Genomic DNA, 16,285 nt, shown 5'->3' on the forward strand with positions numbered 1-16,285 from the left:
GCCTGGCCGATTCGCTTTGAGGCAACCACCATGACCGATCCTCGCACACCCATCTTCTGGCGCGACGCCCGCATGCCCCATGTGGAACTGCGCAAAGTCGCGGATGGGCGCGAGGTCTGTTATGCCCTGCACACCCACCGGCACTGGTCGATCGGCGCCATCACCGGCGGTGAAAGCACGTTCCTGTACCGCACCGACCAGCACCACGTGAGCGCCGGCACGCTGGTGTTGATGAACCCGGAATGGCCCCACGCCTGCAACCCCATTGATAACCAGCCCTGGGCGTATCTGATGCTGTATGTGGATACCGCCTGGCTGACCCGGCTCAGATTTGAAGCGGGCCTGTTGCCCAGCGAAGACTGGCAGGACCTGGACACGGCAGTGATCACCGACCCCCGCCAGTACCAGGACTACTGCACCATGGCCGATTGCCTGCTGGACCCGGGCCGGGACCTGCTGGAAAAGCAGAGCCGGGTTGCCGAATATCTGCTGGACCTGATGCAGAGCCTGGCGGAAGCGCCGGCCCGGGGCATTCCGCGTCCCTCGGGCACCCTGGCCGCGGTGGCTGAGTACCTGGACAGCCACTGTACCGACGAGGTATCGCTGGACGACCTGTGCCAGCTCAGTGGCTACAGCCCGGGGCATCTGGTGCGGGCGTTTCGGCAAAGCTACGGGTTAACGCCCCACGCCTACCTGATCAACCGCCGCATACAGCACGGCCAGAGCGAACTGAAACGTGGCGTGAGTATTGCCGACGCGGCCCTCAATGCCGGCTTTGCCGACCAGGCGCATTTCCAGAGAACCTTCAAACGCGTGGTGGCGGCCACCCCGAACCAGTATCGGCAGCCATCAATCCAGCAGCAGGAACACGCAACTTCCGGCAAGTAACAGCGCCAGAACCCGATTGAACCCGCGCAGAATTCGTGGCTGCTGTACCAGCCGGCGAAGCCCGACCCCGACATACACCCAACTGGCCAGCGACAGCCAGCAAATGGGCAGATACAGCCCCGCAAACAGCCACAGCAGGGTGCTGTCGCCGCCCTCGGTAAACGCACTGATACCCGCCACAGACGCAAGCCAGGCCTTGGGGTTCAACCATTGCATCAGGGCGCCGGTGACAAAGCCGGGGGCCGGGCGTGCCTCATCCTCACTGAGATGGCCATCAGCGGTGGCCAGCTGGTAGCTCAAGTACAGCAGGAAGGCGACGCCAGCCCAGCTCAACCAGCGCTCGAACCCGGGCGCATGTTCCAACAGCGAATTCAGGCCCAGGCCCACCGCCATAAACAGCGCGATAAACCCCAGAGTGGCCCCGGTGACAAACACCAGGCCCTGAGATACCGGATAGCGTGTGCCACTGCTCAGGCACACCAGATTGACCGGCCCCGGCGATACCGAAGCCACCAGGGCAAAGGCCGACATCGGCAGGATAATAGACAGACTCATAGCATCAGCACTCTGTGAACTAAAGGAGGCGCCCAGTGTGCCCGGAGTCTTGTAACCGGTATTGAACAAAATTGCGGTGGCTCGCCGCCGGGCATTTGATTTATGTTTGAAGAACCCCGTACCCACCCAGACCGGATGAGGCCAATCCCATGAAAGTGGCGGTTTTCAGCACCAAACCCTACGACGAACAGTTCCTGGCACAGGCGAACCAGGCCAGCCACCAGCATGAACTGGTGTTTCTGGAACCACGCCTGAACGCGGCCACTGCGGCACTGGCCAAAGGCTTCGACGCCGTATGCGTGTTCGTGAACGACCAGGTGGACGCCAAGGTACTGGAACAGCTGGCCGCCGGCGGCACCCGGGCCGTGGCCCTGCGTTGCGCCGGGTTCAATAACGTCGACCTGAAAGCCGCCGAACGCCTGGGCATCGCCGTGGTACGGGTGCCGGCGTATTCCCCCTATGCGGTGGCCGAACACACCGCCGCCCTGATCCTGACCCTGAACCGGCAGATCCACCGGGCCTACCACCGCATTCGTGATGGCAACTTTGCCCTCGACGGCCTGCTGGGGTTCGATCTGCGGGGCCGTACCGTGGGTGTGGTGGGCACCGGCCAGATTGGCGTGGAAGTGGTGCGCATCATGCGCGGGTTCGGCTGCCGCGTGCTGTGCTACGACCTGCACGCCAACCCGGAGGCGCAAACGCTGGGCGCGGAATATGTGAGCCTGGACGAACTGTTCCGGAAAGCAGACATTGTGACCCTGCATTGCCCGCTCACCCCGGACACCCATCACCTGATTGATGCCGCGGCCGTGGCCAAAATGAAAAAAGGCGTGATGCTGATCAACACCAGCCGGGGCGCCATGGTGGACACCGCCGCCATCATCGAAGGCCTGAAATCCGGCCAGGTGGGCTACCTGGGGCTGGATGTGTATGAGGAAGAAAGCGACCTGTTCTTCGAAGATCTCTCCAATATCGTGCTGAAAGACGACGTGTTCGCCCGTTTGCTCACATTCCCGAATGTGGTCATCACCGGCCACCAGGCGTTTTTCACCCGTAACGCCCTGGAAAGCATTGCACACACAACACTCAGCAACCTGACGGACCTGGAATCCGGCGGCGAGTGCGCCAACCGGGTGCTGGCCGCCAACGGCAGCACCTGAACTGAGACAAGCCGCCCGTGCCTTCGTACAATGCCGCCATGCCCAGACCCTTCTACAGAACCGGCCCCGACCACCGCGCCGGGGCACCGGTCAGCTTTCTAGACGTGCGCCGGCGGTTCCAGTTTCGATCCGTCGAGATTGGCCGCTGGGTGACTGAGCCTGAAAAACAGCGCAGTGCCGCCCTGTTCTACGACGCCCTATGCGACCTGATGACCATCCTCGGCGGCACCGAAAGCCTGATCTCCCTGCGCGGCACCCTGGCCCTGCAATACGGCATTGGCGGCCGCCCGGGGGTGTCTGCCCATTACACCCCCGCCACCCGCAGCTTCGCCCTGGCCAAAAACGCCGGCCCCGGCAGCATCGCCCACGAATGGTTTCATGCCTTCGACCACTACATCGGCGACAAACTGTTCCCCAACATACCCCGGGGCCAGTTCGCCTCCCGACAATGGCTCACCCGCCAGGACGCCATCCAGCACCCGCTGAACCAGCGCCTGCAAGCCTGCTACCAGGCCATCCTGCTGGACGACACCGGCCAAAACCCCAGCCCCCTGTTCCGGAACTCCGCAAAAGCCGACAAAGCCGCCGGCGTGTACTACTACAGCCAGCCAGAAGAACTCTGTGCCCGAGCCTTCGAAGCCTTCATCCAGGATGCTGCAGTGAAGAACGCCTTTCTGGTGAAGGGCACCAAAGAGAGCGAAGAAGCCCGCCTGGGGCTTTACCCAGAGGGCGAACAGCGCGACCGGATAAACGCCGCCTTCCGAACCTACTTCCATTCCCTGGGCCGCGCGTTGCAGCAAAAACCGGCCTAAAAACCGGAGATATACGAACGCGTTCGCAAAACCCCGGGCAGGCTCCGGAAATTGTTGCTAACCTTCTGATAAGTTTGAAAAGGAAAACAGGGCGGGCGGAGTTATACGCCCCCAACCTGGAGCAGGGGTGGCTCGAACACGGGCGTATAACTCCGGCGGTAGCCGTGGTGGCTTCAGGTAATCTTCTGATTTTATTGGTGAAGCTGGGGTTTGTGAGGGGCGCGAGTTTTGGAGTTATACGAATGCGTGTTATACGAACGAGTTCGTATAAGTAGCTGTTGAACTAAACCGCTTCGCGGTAGCGGTGAGACTGAGAATTTCCTCAGAGTGAGGGTGGTTGGCGGATACTTTTGAATGGCCCAAGTGGGCCAGTCAAAAGAGGAGATGCCGCCATGACACCGTTACGTCAGGCTATGATCCAGGCCATGCGTCAGCATGGCTTTTCCCCGAAGACCCAGCAGAGTTACCTCTACGTCGTCACCGATTTGGCGCGGTATTACCGCCGATCCCCGGACCAGTTGGCCGTTGGGGATTTGCAGACCTACTTCAATCACCTCGTCCAGGAGCGTTCCCTAGCGCCGGCCAGCTGTCGGCTGTACTTGCACGGTATTCGATTCCTGTATCTGCAGGTGCTGCATTGGGCAGACTTTGATGTGAACCTGGTATTGCCCAAGCGACCACAGCGTATCCCCGAGTTACTGACTCGCCAGGAGGTTGCACTGATATTGGAGGCGATTCAGAACCCCAAGCATCGCGCACTATTATCCGTGACCTATGGCTGTGGCTTGCGCGTGAGTGAAGCGGTGACGTTGCAGGTAAAGAACATTGATGGAGAGCGTCGCCTGCTCCATGTCCAGAACGGAAAAGGAGGCAAGGATCGTATGGTGCCCCTGACGGGCATGCTACTCGACGTGTTACGGGCGTATTGGTGCCTTGGGCGCCCCACGCTCTGGTTGTTTCCAAGTGAAAGGCTCGTCGGTCAGCCTGTGACCGTTACCACGGCTCAGAGGGTTTACCGTCACGCCAAGCACCGCAGCGGCGTGAAGAAATATGGCGGTATCCATGGTCTACGCCACGCTTATGCGACCCATCAGTTGGAACAGGGTTTACCGCTCAACGAGTTACAGAAGTATTTGGGCCACAGTGAGCTGCGCACCACCGAGCGTTACCTGCACTGGTTGCCCGGCGTATCCTCCCAGAACCGTCCGCCCGCCGACTTGCTTGCGGGGCTGGGAAGGGCGTGATGGCCGGCTCTGTCACGGTCCAGTCAGCACTGAACCAGTTTCTCTCGACAGACTCCCTGGACAGCCATCGTCGCAAGGTGTGCCGCCGACTGATGGACTGCCGAACCGCCCGAATGGGCGGCATGGAGATGCGTTGCGATCACTGTAAAGCGCGAACGGTGCATTACTACGGTTGCCGTGACCGGCATTGCCCGCAATGTCAGGGACGGGCCAGTCAGCGGTGGTGTGAACGACAGCGCCGATCACTGCTACCGGTACCGTACTTCCATCTGGTGTTTACTGTGCCCCATGCCCTGAATGGGTGGGTTCAGGTGCACCCGGACGTGGTTTACCGTCGCCTGTTTGAGTCGGTGTGGGGCACGCTCAGCCAGTTTGGGTACCAAACCAAACACTTGCAGGGGGAGTTGGGCATGACCGCCGTCCTCCATACCTGGGGGCAGAACCTGAGTCGCCACGTTCACGTGCATTGCCTGATTCCGGGCGGTGCACTGACAGAGGCGGGAGAGTGGCATCGTGCCAAGCATCAGTATCTGTTCCCGGTCAGGGCGCTGTCCCGCCGCTTTCGTGGCCGAATGGTGTCGTCCTTGCGGCACTCGGTCAGGACCGGCGAACTTCACAGGCTCCAGGATCCGGATGCGATCGACGGCATACTCAACGAAGTCATGCAGAAGGAGTGGGTGGTTTACGCTCGCCATTGCCTGAATCAGGCGGAGACAGTGGTGGATTACCTGGCTCGCTACAGCCACCGCATTGCCATCAGCAACGCTCGTTTGGTGTCACAGGATGGCGACCGGATCCTACTCAGGTATAAGGATTACCGGGAAGACGGGCGCCAGAAGAGCCTGCAGATGGAAGGGGCGGAATTTATCCGGCGCTTCCTGATGCATATCCTACCCAAGGGATTCATGCGTATCCGCCACTTTGGCTATCTGAGTAACCGAACCCGCGGGCGAAAGCTGACTGTCATTCATCAGGCCCTTCAAAAGCCACCCGAGGCCGATGTTGACGTGGCGAATGGCTCAGAGTCTCAACGCAGTTGGCCGTGCCCTCGGTGCGAGGACGGCGTGGTTCATATGGTTCGGCAGATTCCCCGGTTTAACGTCAAGGGACTCGTGACGGGTTAGCCGCTGTTACTGGCGGCTTGTGGTGAGTTTTACAGTTCCGGAGGAGCTGGGCCCCAACTCGGGTTGTGACTGGAAATTACAGAATCAGCGGGGTAGTCTGACCAAAACTATCCAGGGAAGAGGCATGTTATGGCGACCATCAGGACGATACACACTTCCGGCAAGCGCACTTACCCGCTCGGGTTGCCGCTCCATCGCCTGTCCAATCTTTACTTTACCCTTATACGTTGCCCGCAGGCCTCGGTGGCAGCGGCTTAGTCCAACGCACATTTAAAGGTCATGCTGTGCACGACCTTTAAATGCTTCAGTGTTATGCATAAAAAGGTTCCGCTATAGACTCAAAAAGTTCTTGCTATAAATACTATAAGCGCTACTATTACTCCTGCAATCACTAAACAGGAGTGCCTAGTCATGGCAGCTATCGAAGTTGATTTTGAAGTCTTCAAAGAGCTCACAGTTCGCCGTACGTCCGAATCGATGACCGAAAATGACGTGATTCGGTCGCTCCTTGGGCTTGACGATCCAGCATCTAAACCTACAGCAGGTAAAGAGACCACAGGCGGAAAGCCATGGGTATGTAAGGGTGTTGCCTTTCCCCATGGGACCGAATTTCGCGCAACCTATAAGGGCCAGCTGTATTCCGGGGTTGTAGCCGAAGGTGCTCTTGTAGTTCAGGGCAAGCGTTTCACTTCTCCCTCGTCTGCTGCCGTTGCAATAACAGGGAATCCGGTCAACGGCTGGAGGTTTTGGGAGTGTTTGCTTCCAGGAAGAAAGCAGTGGAAAGTTATTGCAGAGTTACGGGACTAAACTTGCATAACCTGGCGCGTCAGTCGGATGGCCTTTACGCCGCTTCGCTATGTAAAGGCCACCGCTGCGCTCAGCGTTATGAGTATGTAAGGAGGGAGTAATGTCAGACTGGTCAATAGCAAAAATCTGGTGGGATCATTCGAGAGGAATTCTGAAGTTCAGGCTCGTGGATGAGGATGGCCAGAAGTTTTTTTGTGGTATCACGGAACAGGCAATTGATGGGCATTTCGGTACTGGTTATCCGGAAGAAGCTGCTGAAGAGAGTTTCTGGAACAATGAGCACGAGATCGTTGCTATTGCGAACTCCCTCATTCAGCAAGACGCTGCCGATGAAGATGACCTCTATTTAATTACTTCTGACATACTCAGGTAACAACTCATAACCAGGCGCAGCAGTTCGCGGCCGGTGGCCGCCGGACGCCCTTTACGTGGCTCCTCCGTCGCCACTCCAAGGTCGCCGCTGTGCTTCGGCGTTAGCAGTCCATCACAAGGATAATTATGGCAAACATTTCCGAAGCTCGCGAAGTACTTCGCGGTCTGAATGCAGAAGTAGGAAGGAAATCAAAAGGCAAGTTTCCTGTAAATTTTAGAGGCATTGAATTCAAGCTCAAAGAGTCAGATCTGGATGCTTACCTATCCTTTCGTGAACAAGTTAAGCGCCCCGAGGAAACCGCGTTTTTCATTCCTGGACACTACGAGCATGTAATAGAGATTCAAGGGCGCGGCCCAGGCGCTTTTCGACTCTTTCGTAATGACGATGACATTACTATTCAGCATAATAATGGCTTTGTCATTGAGTTAAGTGCAATATCCCCGATTTATCTACTGTCTGTGTTTGACTCTGATGAGGTAAATAGAGAATTGATAAGGAGCATAATGCTCCGAAATCATAGATTTAAAAGATTGGAAGAGATTGACTTTAGTCAGCTATTAGCGAGACTTTTCACTATCAAGGTTTCCGCACCTGAATCTCACCCATTTCATAAAAACCTAAAACAGCTTAGATCAATAGCTGAAGCTGGAATTTATCACATTGCCTACGGTAATGGCGTAGGTGTAACGCTTTCTAGTTCATGGGATAGGTCTTCATATTGGCTGGACACCAGAAGGCGTGAGACAGTTCAATTTCCATTAAGAACATATCACTCCGAATTGGTAGCGTATTATCAGCTAGCTCTAGGAAGTGAAAGTCTAATCCTTTCCTACTTAGCACTGTATAAAATCCTGGAGTACTTCTTTACATCTGCATCAGAGGATGTTTTGCACCAGAAAGTTAAAGAGAAACTGGTTACTCCTGACTTTTCTCATTCTAAGGTAAAGAAGTTGAGGGAGCTAGTAAAGACTGTACGGACGTTCGACCAGCGAATGGATGAAAGGAAGATGTTGCTCACTGTTTTAGAGCGATACCTTGATAGGTCTGAGGTTGTTCAGTGGATAGATGAGTACGAGAAAAAACATTCGGGTTACTATTCCACTGATAGAGATATTTTTGGTGAGAATCTAAAATTGGATGTTAACGCCACTCAGCTATTTCCCTCTATTTCTAAGCGCATATATCATATAAGAAATGCATTGGTACATAATAAGGAAGGCGAAATTTCTAGATTCATTCCATTTTCTGGGCAAGAGAAAATTCTTTTCAATGAAACCCCTTTGTTGCTATATATTGCCGAAGAGCTTATTTTGAAAACTGGTAAAGATATTCAATTTTAGGGCACCAGCTAACAAAGCGCTGCTGTCGGACAAATTTTCCGCAGAGCTTGGCGTTAGCAATACAATACTGATGAGTAGAGGATTATGGACCCGTTGTCTCCAGAACAGTGCCAATTTGGATTTCTGAGGGCTGGATTTTCACCTTCTCGCTCACCTTATTATTTTGACCAAGACCTCTTCTATTATTCCGGTAGGGAGTTGTGTCACTACACCGACCTGAATGGCCTCTTCGGGATCGTTGCCTCTGGCGGGTTTTGGCTTTCAGATCATCGGTTTCTCAACGATACAGAAGAGTTCGAGAATGGAAGAAACTTAACTAAAATGATCTTAAAAGACCTCTCTAAAAAGCCGCGTTACCAAGCCTTTAGCGAGGTATTGAGTGAAACATGCCGCTTTCTTGAGGAATACAGAGAAGCGGCGCACTATGTCTGCTCTTTCTCCTCTGAATCAGATAGCCTTGAACAGTGGCGAGCATATGGTCAGAACGGTCAAGGGTTATCAATTGTTTTTGACAATGAAAGGAAATCCCTCAGCCATTTTTTCGTTATGCCGATCATGTCGCCAACTAAAGTGATTTATGACAAAAAAAAGAAAACAAAAATAATATTAAGGACCATAAAGAAGTTCAAACAAGAATTTTTGGTCGATATTGATTATGGCAACCCGATTGACATAGAAGATTGGTCAGAGCATTTATCCAAAGTTTTGGCAGTTGAGTTTCTTAATTTTAAGCATCCTGCTTATAGTTCTGAAAAGGAAGTGCGGCTGATAGTTTCTGGCGGCCATCTACATCACTTTAAAGGGCTAAAACATAGAGTAGGAAAAGATCGAATAATTCCGTATGTTACTTCAAAAGACCTATACAATGAGAGCTTCTACGACCATGCGGACACTAAATCATTACCAATCAAAGAAATAGTAGTTGGTCCCACAACGAATCAAGAAATTACAGCACGTAGTATTGAAGAATACCTTGGTAACCAAGGCTACGGTGATGTGGTTGTAAGCCGGTCTCGGGTTCCATATCGTGGATAAAAGCTAACAAGTCACGGAAGGCGGACGCGTGAGACGCGCCGCTTCGTTCAGCGCTAGCGAGGACCTATGGCAGAGGGTATCTCTGGAAATATAATTGACCTAGTCGTGTTTCTCCTCCCGGGTTTTGTTTGTGCGTGGGTGTTTTACGGCTTGACGTCTCATCCCAAGCCAAGCCAGTTTGAGCGAATCATCCAAGCTCTAATTTATACGTTCATTGTCCGTTCAATCGTAATTGGTGCCGAATGGTTACTCATTACGATTGGAAATAAGCTCTTCAGCATTGGACAGTGGGGTAAGTCCGCTGAGACGTTGATTTCACTAGTTATTGCACTTTGTCTTGGGGCTCTATTTGCATATTTGGTGAATGCAGACGTGCTCCACCGTTATCTTCGCAAGTTTAAGCTGACCACCAGAACCTCTCACCCTTCTGAGTGGTTCTATGTTTTTTCGGAGAAGGTAACTTTTGTAATCTTACATTTGAGGGACGGACGAAGATTGTATGGCTGGCCGAAAGAGTGGCCCCTAGAGCCTGACAAAGGTCAGTTTTACATAATGCTCCCAGCATGGATTCTAGAAGATGGAGAGCAAAAAGATCTTCCGGAACTGGATGGAGTGCTCATTAGAGCTGAAGATGTAAAATGGGTAGAGTTCCTGATATTTGAGGAGAAAGCCAATGACGAATAGACGCAAAGGTTCAAACCCGCCCCCGCCGTCAAGTGGCAGTGGTAGAGGCCGAGAGCAAGCTAATACTAATCCGCCGCCGACAAATGTGCGCCCAAAGCCGCCATCAAATCCGCCACCCCCGACAAACGATTCGAATCGCTAACAAGTGCAGGCACGGCGACGCCCATACATTGCACCTTCGGCTCCACTCCGTGGCGTGGGCGCGCATGCTGCAAGCGTTAAGTGTTTATGACTGAAACCTGTCAGATCGACGTGATGATCAGAAGAGCTTTGCCTCGTTCCTACAAAGTGAGCGGTGGTCATTTCGACTATGGCAGCCTTTACCAAGCAAGCCTCAGCGGTGAGTCCTATCTCCTCCCGATTTCACAAATCTCAAAAATTTATGATTTGGGTAATGGACGCCATGTTGTAGTTTTACCAAGATGGCTGGCGCGCAAAAGCGGTCTTTTAAAGTATGAGCGCAAGTCGAATTTATCTTGAGTATAGGCTAAGTATTTCAATCATTTAACAGATGGTTGTATTACGTTCCGGGCCTGGCGGCCCTACACCGGACGCCCCTGTCGGGGCGCCGCTAAACATTCGTTAAAACACCGAATCATGGCCAAAGTTACCCAGAAAAAATTAAAGAAATATATTGAAAAGGCTGCGACTTCGAATGTCGCCAAATCGACTCGAAGGTTCTTTTTTAACCATCTGTATGAAAGTATTGAGTCAAGAGGCTACTTTCACGTTGATCAAATGTATGGGGCTGGTAGCGGGGTTCTACTGAAGACCAACGACAAATACTTCGTGCTTACCGCGAGGCATGTGATCGACAACAATATCAACGGAGAGCTTCAAAATGAATCCCCATTTTGGGTCCCTGTAAAAAATAGGGCGGGATGGTCGTCGCTGTATGATTTCCTCTTCCCAAAACGAGTATGGAATATTGGCGAGTTAATTTCCGAAGAGACCAAGAGTATTGATAGTTCTGATATATGTTTGGTTGAGTTATTTTATCCCCAACAGTTTCATATGCCTGACCATTACATAGAAATAATTGATAAAAGCAGCGTCCTTACAAAAAATGAACTTTTTGACGGGCAATTCCTTCTCGTAACAGGCTACCCATTTGAAAGAAACTCTTTTGATTTTACTCCTAGAAGTGAAGATATCACTCATGCCACGAATATCCAGCGACATACTATCCCAGGAGTATATCTAACCAACGAGAGTGATAGTTACATTACATTCGAAAATACCGAGGGAGATACTCAGCATGAGAATGTCAACGGCATGAGTGGTGGAGCAGTATATAATGTTCAGCCAAAGGCCAATCAAGTTAAGTTGGCAGGAGTTCCAGTAACCGCTGGGAATAACATTTGCCGCTTCATACCTAGTTACGTATTTGTCGATGCAGTAATAAACTATAGAGATTCAAGCGCGACCATTATTGATCCAATAGTGAATAACCCGCCAACTTTAGAGGATGTTATGAAAGTTTCATTGGAATACCTGAAACAGTTTGATCCCAAACTTAGGGGTGACATCTAAGAAGGTATTAACAAGGCAATGCACTGGACAATGGACTTCCTCTGATGTAGTGGACACGCATCGCTAACCCCGAATATTCCCACGAACAGTAAACACCTTCTATAGCTAGGGAAGCCCCTGGCTCAAAGTGCTTCATAAACCACGGAGGGATTGTATGGAAATCAAATGTATCTCAGGTTTTGCGTCCATAACCAAAGACCCTGCGGCAAGTGCGTCTCTGTATGAGGATACGCTGGGCCTGCCGCTGGAGAAGATGGACGACTATCGCTTCATGGATAAATTCCCCGGAGCGAATCATTTCGGAGTGTGGCCGCTTTCGATGGCAGCTACCTCTTGTTTTGGCCAGGAGGAATGGCCCGACCATATTCCTGAGCCGACGGCGACCATCGAATTTGAGTTGGCGGATGCAGCTGCGGTAGAGGCGGCAGTGCGAGAGATGAAGGAAAGGGGGCAGGAGTTCGTTCATGAAACCCGCACTGAACCCTGGGGGCAAACAGTGGCACGGTTTATGAGCCCCGAGGGTGTGTTGATTGGCCTGAGTTATGCGCCATGGCTTCATGAATAAGGGCCAGTGGGGAGGGATTTTTCCGCTGATGCTCCAAAGCCAGCCAGTTACGCCGGATAATTTAAATGGTAGGGAAACTCGCATGATCAATAAGGCAGTTCTAATTCTTTTATTTCTACTATCGGGATCAGCTCTCGCTGAAGGAAAACCACCTGAGCTTTGGTCATGGTTTAAAGATCTGAACAAATCCAAAGAGGCTTGCGAGATACAAAGCTCGTATGCCCTGCAAGTCCTGGGGCTGGGGAATCAGGTTGAGAATGAATATGGAATATACGGGAACGTAAAGTCGAACCGTGTTGTGGTTAAATGTATTGAAATTTCGCCTAATCAAAGCAAGCTCATGGTTGCGGTTGCCGGCTATAACAGGGATTCGGTTGAGCTTGTAAGAAACAAAATTATTGATTTGATTCAGTAGTATAGAGTCATAGGCAGGGCTAGAACGACGACACCTATGGTTACGGCATTTTGGCTTATCCTTCGTTTCATAGCCGCGCATGTTTACTGGTGTTATATCGACAAAAGGTGCAATCCGTGAGCGAGTTGTTCGAATTTGGTAAAGGCATATTAGAGAGTCAGCCATTCAGCGTGTTGCTTGGCACTGAGCTTGAAGTGTTTGAACCGGGAACTGCGGTTCTTACGCTTGAGGTGCGCGAGGTGCTGAAGCAGCAGCATGGTTTCGTCCACGGCGGTGTTCTCAGTTATCTGGCAGACAACGCACTGACCTATGCAGGCGGCTCGGTGCTGGGCGATTCGGTTACCTCCGAATTCAAGATCAATTATTTGCGTCCTGCTATCGGCAGAAAACTGGTGGCCAAAGCCACCGTTCTCTCGTCAGGAAGGAACCAGGCGGTTTGTCAGTGCAATGTGGTTGCGGTTGGCGATGACGGAGAGCGTATCGTTGCGGTTGCCCAGGGCACCATCACGAAGGCCGGTCCAAAGACATAGCCATCTTGCAAGATCTGGTGAGTTGAGGCCAACAATGAGGATGGTGAGCTGTGAAAGAGCAATATCTCTGTGTCTCCTGTGGACGTTCCTTCCCTACAAGAGAGGCTGTTGATGGCGGTGATCAGGGTTTTCGGAATGGTTTTCTCTGTCCTTTTTGCAGCGCCAATTTGAGTGAGGCAGGTGAGTCGGACGACATCCTTCATCTACGGTTCGGCCCCGTCTATTATCTGGCCATGATTTTGGTGTTTTTGGTGGTCATTGGAGAGGTGGTTCAGATTCCGGTCAGTTCAAACTCATACATCAACGATTTTTGCACTTTCATACTCCTGTCTGCGATCCCAACGGTCCCGTTTCTGATCGTGAATCGGAAATCCGTTTTTGGAACCAGGAAGATCTACACTCGTACAATTGATATCCCTTAGCGGAAACGCGGTGCCACTGTCGCTGGCGACCCACTGCGCCGTCCCCAAGCAGGTACAGGGCGGCAACCACGAGACGTCCTTTGTGCCCCGCCGTATGCCGCCTCGAATGGTTTCAGCCTCTATCAGTAGGCGCCCTCACTGTATATCAGCTCGTAGCTGTGGCTGTAGATCTCTACGATATTCCCAAACGGGTCTTCCATGTAAATCATGCGGTAGGGCTTCTCGCCCGGGTAATAGTAGCGAGGTTGTTCCATGCGCTTTTTACCACCCGCAGCCACAATCCGCTCTGCCAGTTCCTCCACGTTCGGGTCTTGAACGCAGAAGTGAAACACCCCGGTTTTCCAATATTCGAAATTGTCTTCCGGGTTGGTCTGGTTCTTGAACTGAAAAAGCTCCACGCCGATCCGGTCGCCTGTCGACAGGTGAGCGATACGGAAGCTGCCCCAGCCCGCGCCGAAGACATCGGTGCACATTTCTCCGATGGCGCTGTCGTCCTCTTCGATCTCGGTTGGTTCCATGATCAGGTACCAGCCCATCACCTCTGTGTAGAACTTTACGGCTTGCTCAAGGTCCGGCACGGAGATGCCGATGTGTGAGAAATTTCTTGGGTAAACGTTGTTCATTTCCTGTCCTCCTCTGTTAAGGCTGAGGGCAGGTTACACACGACAATAAATCAGATAAAATTATCATTTATTCTTTAAAAGATTACGCAATGTAATGATAAATACGACGTGGTTGCGCACCTTTTGCACTCTGGTGGAAGTTGGTCATTTCACCCGTACGGCGGAACGCCTGCATATGACACAGTCGGGCGTTAGTCAGCAGATACGTAAGCTTGAGGAGCAACTGGGTGCCGAATTGCTGGTGCGGCAGGGTAAACAGTTTTCTCTATCTGGTGCCGGCGAGAGGCTTTATGCAGAGGCGCAGGGTATCCTCTTCGCGTTGTCGAATCTGGAACAGACAATCGCAGAGGACCCGCCTTTCGAAGGCAGTGTGCGGATCATGTCTCCGGGCAGTGTCGGGCTGAAACTTTACCCACATCTGTTGGCGCTACAGGGCAAGCACCCGAAGCTGATCATTGATTACCGGTTTGCGCCGAATCCCGATGTGGAAAAGGCAATTGCCGCGTCGGGTGTGGATCTTGGGTTCATGACGTCGAGATCGACGTTGGCGGACGTAAGCTGCACGCCTGTCGCGCACGAAGCGCTGTTGCTGGTAACACCTGCATCCATCGAAGAACCGGAATGGGACACGTTGATGAACCTGGGGTTTATTGACCACCCGGATGGGAGTCATCACGCGAGTTTGCTTCTCGGTGCCAATTACCCTCAGTTCCAGCACAGCAACCTGTTTCCGAAGAAAGGGTTCTCAAACCAGATTGGTCTGATTCTGGAGCCAGTGAGCATGGGCTTGGGTTTTACCGTTCTGCCTGCGCATGCGGTAGAGGCCTTTGAGAAGCCCGGCCAGATCAGAGTTCATCCCCTCGCCAACCCGGTGAGTGAAACGCTGTATCTCTGCGTTCCCCGGCATCGGGCCCTGGCGGCGAGAATGAAGACGGTCATTGCTGAGGCAAAACGGTGGATTTAATCCTGCCTGAAAACCTACCAAACGAGGCGCTACCGTTTGGGCAGCGCATCATCGATATCCACGATCCGGCGGTCATAGAAGAAGTGTCCGTTTGGCTTGTAGGACTCGGGAAGCGCGTACCCGTTGGTCTTGAGTACCAGGATCTGTGACACCAGTTTCCAGCCCATGGCATTGGTGTTGTATAGCACTTCGCCACAGTTCCCGCAGAATACACGGGTCATGCGCTTGGAAGCGTGCTGAAAGGTTTTCACATCCGACTCGCCCTTGCTCACCGTAACCTGGTCTGCTTCCCAGGCCAGTACGGAGTGATAGGGGACCTGAAGCAGGTCCCGGCAGTCTTCACAGTGGCAGAACGCATGGACTTTCGGGTCGCCGGTCATGGTGACTTCCACGGCGCCGCAGTCGCAATGAACCTGGTGTGTATCGGTCATGGTACCTTTCTCCCTCCCGACAATAATCGGGTTTCGACAGAAGTGATCAGGGTTTGTCCTCAACAATGATTGCAACTACTTCGCTCGATTGGTGCTGGGCATGGCTGCCTCCTTTAGGCGGTTGGAATCTCGGCAGCGAGGTGGGTCCGAAAACGCTGGAAATCCGATTCCACCTGCGGGTTTTTCATCACGTCGTAGCAGGCGAAAGTGTTCAGTGCTTCCATGCCGAAGAAGCGGAAGTTCATGTGCATGGGAAACAGCAGGTCGTCTACGCTGGCACCGCGGAAGAGATACTCCTCCGGGTTGTTGAAAGCTTCTTCGGGGGCATTGAAGGTGAGCGACAGCAGGTATTTTTTGCCATGCAGCGTGCCGCCATTGCCATAATTTGCCTTGGGAGCCTCTTCGGTGCGGCCGTCACCGTTGCACAACGCGCCGCCCATGCCGGCGGTATAGACCTCATCCATGTATTTCTTGAAGACCCAGGGTACGCCCATCCAGTTCACCGGCGTTTGCAGCAGGATGATGTCTGCCCACTGGTGGTTCTCCAGCTCCTGCTCCACGTTCCAGCCTTTGTCGACTTCCACGATTCGGGTCTGATGGCCGTTGGCTGTAAGTATCTCATCGGCCATCTGAACCAGAGTTCCGTTGAGTTTGCCTTCTGCGAAGGAGTAGTAGTGGTGTGCATTGATGATGAGGATATTGCTCATCGGAGCCTCCATAATTGGTAACGAAAGTACTGCTGGTATACTATGGTTACCTGTTAATGGTGATCAATTAGTA

The 16,285-nt window shown here is 52.6% G+C and carries 20 protein-coding genes; 16 read left to right on the top strand and 4 right to left on the bottom strand.

What is annotated here, in order from left to right; all coding sequences use genetic code 11:
• Positions 1 to 30: 30 nt before the first annotated feature.
• Complete coding sequence (locus ACAM27_RS02765; protein WP_369612498.1) at positions 31 to 888, top strand: AraC family transcriptional regulator; 858 nt, start codon at positions 31 to 33, stop codon at positions 886 to 888.
• On the opposite strand, the gene ACAM27_RS02770 is transcribed toward ACAM27_RS02765, so the two are convergent.
• Positions 850 to 1,443, bottom strand: coding sequence for a LysE family translocator (locus ACAM27_RS02770; RefSeq protein ID WP_011787255.1), 594 nt, complete (start codon positions 1,441 to 1,443; stop codon positions 850 to 852). The two genes, ACAM27_RS02765 and ACAM27_RS02770, sit on opposite strands and share 39 nt — an antisense overlap.
• Before the next feature lie 149 nt (positions 1,444 to 1,592).
• Here ACAM27_RS02770 and ACAM27_RS02775 point away from each other — a divergent pair, with 149 nt between their 5' ends.
• From ACAM27_RS02775 to ACAM27_RS02840, 14 genes are all read left to right on the top strand, one after another.
• Positions 1,593 to 2,603: a 2-hydroxyacid dehydrogenase gene (locus ACAM27_RS02775; protein WP_369612499.1), complete on the top strand. Its 1,011-nt coding sequence runs from the start codon at positions 1,593 to 1,595 to the stop codon at positions 2,601 to 2,603.
• A 38-nt stretch (positions 2,604 to 2,641) separates the two neighbouring features.
• On the top strand, positions 2,642 to 3,415 hold the full coding sequence (locus tag ACAM27_RS02780) for a CLCA_X family protein (protein WP_369612859.1): 774 nt from the start codon (positions 2,642 to 2,644) through the stop codon (positions 3,413 to 3,415).
• A 392-nt stretch (positions 3,416 to 3,807) separates the two neighbouring features.
• Positions 3,808 to 4,659: a tyrosine-type recombinase/integrase gene (locus tag ACAM27_RS02785; RefSeq protein WP_369612220.1), complete on the top strand. Its 852-nt coding sequence runs from the start codon at positions 3,808 to 3,810 to the stop codon at positions 4,657 to 4,659.
• Positions 4,659 to 5,783, top strand: a complete 1,125-nt coding sequence (locus tag ACAM27_RS02790) for an IS91 family transposase (protein ID WP_369612219.1) — start codon at positions 4,659 to 4,661, stop codon at positions 5,781 to 5,783. Before ACAM27_RS02785 ends, ACAM27_RS02790 begins: the two co-directional genes overlap by 1 nt.
• Before the next feature lie 411 nt (positions 5,784 to 6,194).
• Entirely contained in the window at positions 6,195 to 6,590 is a 396-nt protein-coding gene (locus ACAM27_RS02795) for a hypothetical protein (RefSeq protein ID WP_369612500.1), read from the top strand.
• Positions 6,591 to 6,690: 100 nt separating this feature from the next.
• Complete coding sequence (locus ACAM27_RS02800; protein WP_369612501.1) at positions 6,691 to 6,963, top strand: DUF1488 family protein; 273 nt, start codon at positions 6,691 to 6,693, stop codon at positions 6,961 to 6,963.
• Between the two features lie 125 nt (positions 6,964 to 7,088).
• Positions 7,089 to 8,303, top strand: a complete 1,215-nt coding sequence (locus ACAM27_RS02805) for a hypothetical protein (RefSeq protein WP_369612502.1) — start codon at positions 7,089 to 7,091, stop codon at positions 8,301 to 8,303.
• A gap of 84 nt (positions 8,304 to 8,387) precedes the next feature.
• Positions 8,388 to 9,338 (top strand): DUF2971 domain-containing protein, encoded by a 951-nt coding sequence (locus ACAM27_RS02810; protein ID WP_369612503.1) that lies wholly within the window; start codon positions 8,388 to 8,390, stop codon positions 9,336 to 9,338.
• A 66-nt stretch (positions 9,339 to 9,404) separates the two neighbouring features.
• Positions 9,405 to 10,022 carry a DUF6338 family protein gene (locus ACAM27_RS02815; RefSeq protein WP_369612504.1) on the top strand — a complete coding sequence of 206 codons (618 nt, stop codon included), beginning with the start codon at positions 9,405 to 9,407 and terminating at the stop codon, positions 10,020 to 10,022.
• Positions 10,023 to 10,250: 228 nt separating this feature from the next.
• A complete protein-coding gene (locus tag ACAM27_RS02820) occupies positions 10,251 to 10,502 on the top strand; it encodes a hypothetical protein (RefSeq protein WP_369612505.1) in 252 nt (83 codons plus the stop codon).
• A gap of 117 nt (positions 10,503 to 10,619) precedes the next feature.
• Positions 10,620 to 11,555 (top strand): hypothetical protein, encoded by a 936-nt coding sequence (locus ACAM27_RS02825; RefSeq protein WP_369612506.1) that lies wholly within the window; start codon positions 10,620 to 10,622, stop codon positions 11,553 to 11,555.
• Between the two features lie 154 nt (positions 11,556 to 11,709).
• Positions 11,710 to 12,120: a VOC family protein gene (locus tag ACAM27_RS02830; RefSeq protein ID WP_369612507.1), complete on the top strand. Its 411-nt coding sequence runs from the start codon at positions 11,710 to 11,712 to the stop codon at positions 12,118 to 12,120.
• On the top strand, positions 12,113 to 12,535 hold the full coding sequence (locus ACAM27_RS02835) for a hypothetical protein (RefSeq protein ID WP_369612508.1): 423 nt from the start codon (positions 12,113 to 12,115) through the stop codon (positions 12,533 to 12,535). Before ACAM27_RS02830 ends, ACAM27_RS02835 begins: the two co-directional genes overlap by 8 nt.
• A gap of 116 nt (positions 12,536 to 12,651) precedes the next feature.
• Positions 12,652 to 13,065 (top strand): PaaI family thioesterase, encoded by a 414-nt coding sequence (locus tag ACAM27_RS02840; protein ID WP_369612509.1) that lies wholly within the window; start codon positions 12,652 to 12,654, stop codon positions 13,063 to 13,065.
• A gap of 544 nt (positions 13,066 to 13,609) precedes the next feature.
• Here the strand turns inward: ACAM27_RS02840 and ACAM27_RS02845 are convergent.
• Complete coding sequence (locus tag ACAM27_RS02845; protein ID WP_226611415.1) at positions 13,610 to 14,110, bottom strand: lactoylglutathione lyase family protein; 501 nt, start codon at positions 14,108 to 14,110, stop codon at positions 13,610 to 13,612.
• 94 nt (positions 14,111 to 14,204) lie between these two features.
• Here ACAM27_RS02845 and ACAM27_RS02850 point away from each other — a divergent pair, with 94 nt between their 5' ends.
• Positions 14,205 to 15,074: a LysR family transcriptional regulator gene (locus ACAM27_RS02850; protein ID WP_369612510.1), complete on the top strand. Its 870-nt coding sequence runs from the start codon at positions 14,205 to 14,207 to the stop codon at positions 15,072 to 15,074.
• Between the two features lie 29 nt (positions 15,075 to 15,103).
• Here ACAM27_RS02850 and ACAM27_RS02855 read toward each other — a convergent pair whose 3' ends face one another.
• Both ACAM27_RS02855 and ACAM27_RS02860 read right to left on the bottom strand, forming a co-directional pair.
• Complete coding sequence (locus ACAM27_RS02855; RefSeq protein ID WP_369612511.1) at positions 15,104 to 15,505, bottom strand: GFA family protein; 402 nt, start codon at positions 15,503 to 15,505, stop codon at positions 15,104 to 15,106.
• A gap of 113 nt (positions 15,506 to 15,618) precedes the next feature.
• Positions 15,619 to 16,212 (bottom strand): NAD(P)H-dependent oxidoreductase, encoded by a 594-nt coding sequence (locus tag ACAM27_RS02860; protein WP_369612512.1) that lies wholly within the window; start codon positions 16,210 to 16,212, stop codon positions 15,619 to 15,621.
• Positions 16,213 to 16,285: the final 73 nt, after the last annotated feature.

The organism is Marinobacter sp. RI1 (genome assembly GCF_041155085.1).
GTDB lineage: Bacteria > Pseudomonadota > Gammaproteobacteria > Pseudomonadales > Oleiphilaceae > Marinobacter > Marinobacter nauticus.